General features: G+C 46.3%; 3 protein-coding genes. All 3 read right to left on the bottom strand.

The genetic code is table 11. From position 1 onward, the window contains the following. On the bottom strand, positions 1-1,254 hold a 1,254-nt coding region (locus VIP81_RS05470), incomplete at its 3' end, for a thiamine pyrophosphate-binding protein (protein WP_331957463.1). Then, the gene (gene ilvD, locus VIP81_RS05465) at positions 1,220-2,899 is read right to left on the bottom strand and encodes a dihydroxy-acid dehydratase (RefSeq protein ID WP_331957462.1); all 1,680 of its coding nucleotides are present in this window, start codon (positions 2,897-2,899) and stop codon (positions 1,220-1,222) included. The genes VIP81_RS05470 and ilvD, both read right to left, overlap by 35 nt. Before the next feature lie 309 nt (positions 2,900-3,208). Next, positions 3,209-4,111 (bottom strand): branched-chain amino acid transaminase, encoded by a 903-nt coding sequence (locus tag VIP81_RS05460; protein ID WP_331957461.1) that lies wholly within the window; start codon positions 4,109-4,111, stop codon positions 3,209-3,211. Between the last annotated feature and the right edge of the window lie 411 nt (positions 4,112-4,522).

Here is a 4,522-nt window from a genome sequence, read left to right as displayed (position 1 = left end):
CACCATCTGGTGCTGGCCTACATCTGTTACCAGTACTGCTTCGCCTTTGGTTTTTTCTGAGATGAGGCGGATTACTTCAGCCATTTTCAGTTCACCTTCCTGCGGATACAGTTCTGCGTGCTGTACTTTATCGTATTCTTTTTTATTGGCGGCGGCAAATTCTTCCAGCCAGGCGGCATGTTCCGCAGGTTTTACCTGTTGTAACAGCGCTGTCAGAGCTTCTTTTGCATCTGCGTGTACAGGTACATCCGCTTTGATGATTTTGTGTATTTCTGCCGCATCGATTTCGATGTGGATCACTTTTGCGTTGGGTACATAGCTGGCTACGTCACCGGTTACACGGTCATCGAAGCGCATACCTACCGCAATGATCACATCGGCTTCGCCGGTGAGCATATTAGGCCCGTAGTTACCGTGCATTCCTAACAGACCTACATACAGCGGGTGATCTACCGGTACAGCGGAAAGGCCGAGCAGTGTAGATCCCATAGGGATCTGTGCTTTTTCTGCCAGTGCAATCAGTTCTTTTTCTGCGCCGGATAATAAAACACCGTGACCGCAGAGAATGAATGGTTTTTTCGCGCTGTTGATCAGTGCTGCAGCATCGGCTACGGCTTCCTGGCTTAATTCAGGAACGGGGCGGTAGCTGCGGATATATTCGCATTTTTTGTATTCGTATTCGAACTCGCCAAACTGTGCATTTTTGGTGATATCTACCAGTACCGGGCCTGGGCGGCCGCTACGGGCAATATAAAATGCTTTGGCCATTGCCGCAGGAATATCTTCCTGGCGGGTTACCTGTATATTCCACTTAGTGATAGGCATGGTGATACCGATCACGTCTGTTTCCTGGAAGGCGTCGGTACCCAACAGGGCAGCGGCCACCTGGCCGGTGATGCATACCATTGGGGTACTGTCCATGTATGCATCTGCCAAACCTGTTACCAGGTTGGTAGCGCCAGGACCTGAAGTAGCAAATGCCACTCCTACCTTGCCGGAACTGCGTGCATATCCCTGAGCGGCGTGTGTGGCACCTTGCTCATGACGGACGAGTATATGACGAACCTGATCCTGAAAATCGTAAAGGGCATCATAAATAGGCATGATCGCCCCGCCGGGATAACCGAAAATGGTGTCCACGCCTTCTTCAATAAGGGAGCGGATCACAGCTTCGGAACCTGTAATTACAGGTTTAACAGTTAAAGGTTTATCTGCTATCTCAGGCTTCATCGGTAACACATCCTTCTGTTGCATTTTTAACAAGTTTTGCGTACTTAAATAAGATTCCATTGGATGCTTTCAATGCGGGTTGTATCCACTGTGCCCTGCGGGCTGCCAGTTCTTCATCACTTACTTCCACATTGATAAAATTCTTCGTTGCATCTATTTCGATGATATCGTTGTCTTTTACGAGGCCGATGTTACCGCCTTCAAAAGCTTCGGGGGTAATATGTCCCACTACAAATCCGTGGGTACCTCCGGAGAAGCGGCCATCGGTGATGAGTGCCACGCTTTTGCCTAATCCTACGCCCATGATGGCGCTGGTAGGTTTCAGCATTTCCGGCATACCGGGTGCGCCTTTAGGGCCTACCTGGCGGATTACTACCACATCTCCTTTTTGTACTTTACCGGAAGTAATACCGGCAATCAGTTCAAATTCTCCATCAAATACACGGGCAGGGCCTCTGAAACGTTCGCCTTCCTTACCAGTGATTTTGGCTACGGAACCTTCAGTAGCGAGGTTACCGTAAAGGATTTGTATGTGTGCAGTTGGTTTCAATGGTTTTTCCAGCGGCACAATGATGTCCTGTGTGCTGAAGTCGATGTCTGGCACGTTTTCCAGGTTCTCTGCAATGGTTTTACCGGTAACGGTCATACAATTACCGTGAATATAACCCTGCTTCATGAGATATTTCATCACTAATGGAACGCCGCCAATATTGTGCAGGTCTTCCATCAGGTATTTACCACTTGGTTTGAGGTCTGCAATCAGCGGTGTTTTGTCGCTGATGCGCTGGAAATCTTCCAGTCTGATAGAGATGCCTACTGATTTCGCGATAGCGATGAAATGCAGTACGGCATTGGTGCTGCCACCCAAAGCCATGATGATGGTGAGTGCGTTTTCGAACGCCTCTTTCGTCATGATGTCAGTTGGTTTAATATCTCTTTCAAGGAGCAGGCGGATGTATTGACCGGCAGCGATACATTCATCTTTCTTTTCCTGGCTCAATGCGGGGTTGGATGAGCTGTAAGGGAGGCTCATACCGAGTGCTTCGATAGCGGAAGACATGGTATTAGCGGTATACATACCGCCACAGGCGCCTGCACCGGGGCAGGAGTTCTGTACAATACCTTTAAAGTCGGCTTCATCGAGGTTACCGGCCATTTTCTGACCCAGTGCTTCGAAGGCAGAGATGATATTGAGGTCCTGGCCTTTGTATTTACCAGGGGCAATGGTACCACCGTACACCATGATAGAAGGGCGGTTGAGACGACCCATTGCCATCAGGGAGCCGGGCATGTTTTTATCACAGCCGGGCACGGTGATCAGGGCATCATAATACTGCGCGCCTGCAACAGTTTCAATGGAATCTGCAATCAGATCACGGCTAACGAGAGAATAACGCATACCAGGGGTACCATTGCTCATACCATCGCTGACGCCAATGGTGTGAAAAATCAGTCCCACCAGATCATTGGCCCAGACGCCTTTTTTGACATCTTTTGCCAGATCATTCAGGTGCATATTGCAGGTGTTACCATCGTAGCCCATGCTGACGATGCCCACCTGTGCTTTTTTCAGGTCTTCCTCTGTTAAGCCAATCCCGTACAACTGAGCTTGAGCAGCTGGTTGGGTAGGGTCTTGCGTGATCGTTTTGCTATATTTATTTAATTCCATTGCTTTAGTTATTACCCGGATTACCTGTGTTTATAGTAACCCCATTTTAAAACTTCTCCACAAATTACCCGGTTGTGTCTTCATATTCAAACCAACAATTTCCAATATACCGGTCTTCAAATCTGTCTTTCTTAACTTGAAACCCTTTACAGTAAAGAGTTCGCTCTTTTTCGTTTTACAGTCTTCAAAGGGAGCAGAAAGCTGAAGGCAGAAAGCAGAAAGCTATTGTGTTGTCTGAAGACCTTTTAGCTATTATCCCTAAGGACAGTCGCTTCAATAGCTTTTTGCTTTCCCCTTTCTGCTTTCGGCTTATGCCAATTGTGCTTCGCGTTGAAATACTTTTCCCAGTACTCTGGCTTTATAGGCCTGTTGCAGTACTTTACCCAGTGATTCTGCCCATGGTTTGCCAAAAGACTGACCATCCAGGGAATCGAGGCCAATGATTTCTGCAGCGGTACCGCAGAAGAAAGCAGCATCGGCTTCTTTGAGTTCAGGAATGGTAAATAATTTTTCTTCCAGTGGGATATTCAGTTCGTGGCAAAGTTCGATAACAGTGGCGCGGGTGATGCCTGGGAGGATGTTACCGGCAGAAGGAGTGTATATTTTGCCGTCTTTTTCGAAGAATAAGTTAGCGCCGGGGCCTTCAGCTACGTTGCCATTCATATCCAGCAGGAGTGCTTCATCGTAGCCTTTTTCTTTTGCTTCCTGCGAGGCCAGTATGGAGTTTACATAAAGACCGGCTGATTTGGATTCAATTTTGAAAGCTTTTGGATTTGGTCGTTCGTAAGAGGAAGTCATTACGCGCAACAGCTTTTCTCCCAGGTAAGCTCCCCAATCCCATGCGCAGATCAGGATTTGTGATTCTGCTGCGGCTTTCAGCGTCATGTTAGGCGGACAGAAAACCAGGGGTCTGATGTAAGCTTCTTCCATGTTGTTCATCTCCAGTACTTTGTAACAAGCGGCGATCAGCTCTTCGTTATCAAATTTGTAGGGGATGTGGATCAGTTCACATGAGCGCTTCAGGCGGTCGAAGTGTTCTTTCGCTTTAAAAATTTTCACTTCGCCGCTAGCGGTTTTGTAGGCGCGGATGCCTTCAAAAACTGCATAACCGTAGTGGAGAGACTGGCCGTACAGGTCTGTTGTAGCTGCGTTTGCCTTGGTGTACTCACCGTTGATGTAAAGAAAGGTGTTGTCGTTGTAATAGCTATACATAAAATTGAAATTATACAAGGGAATATACAGTCCAAAAAAAAGCCTTCCTCTTTGCGGAGGAAGGCGTTATATTTTGTGATTATATGCACGTTTACCTATCCTCCATACTGGTGGCTAATAATGACAACGACGATAATCACGACCTTCGTGATAGCCCAATTGAGCTGAGGTACGATGTGATTAAGTTTTATGTTGTCTTTATTTACCCACATGGGAGGTCTTATTTTGTTTAGTGTTTCTACAAAAGTATTCGTGAAAAAAATAAAAAACAATAACCTGATCAATATTTCGTAAAAAATTAATCACATTAAGTGTTTTTGAAAATATTTAAAAAAAGAGGTCAATAGTTGGGCATTTTCTAAACAAATCAATCTATCATTATAAATTAATCTACTGATTTTGTGTACAAAA

Origin of the sequence: Chitinophaga sp., from assembly GCF_036566945.1 — a bacterium.
In the GTDB taxonomy this organism is placed as follows: Bacteria; Bacteroidota; Bacteroidia; order Chitinophagales; family Chitinophagaceae; genus Chitinophaga.
This window is presented reverse-complemented; position numbering and strand designations above follow the sequence as displayed.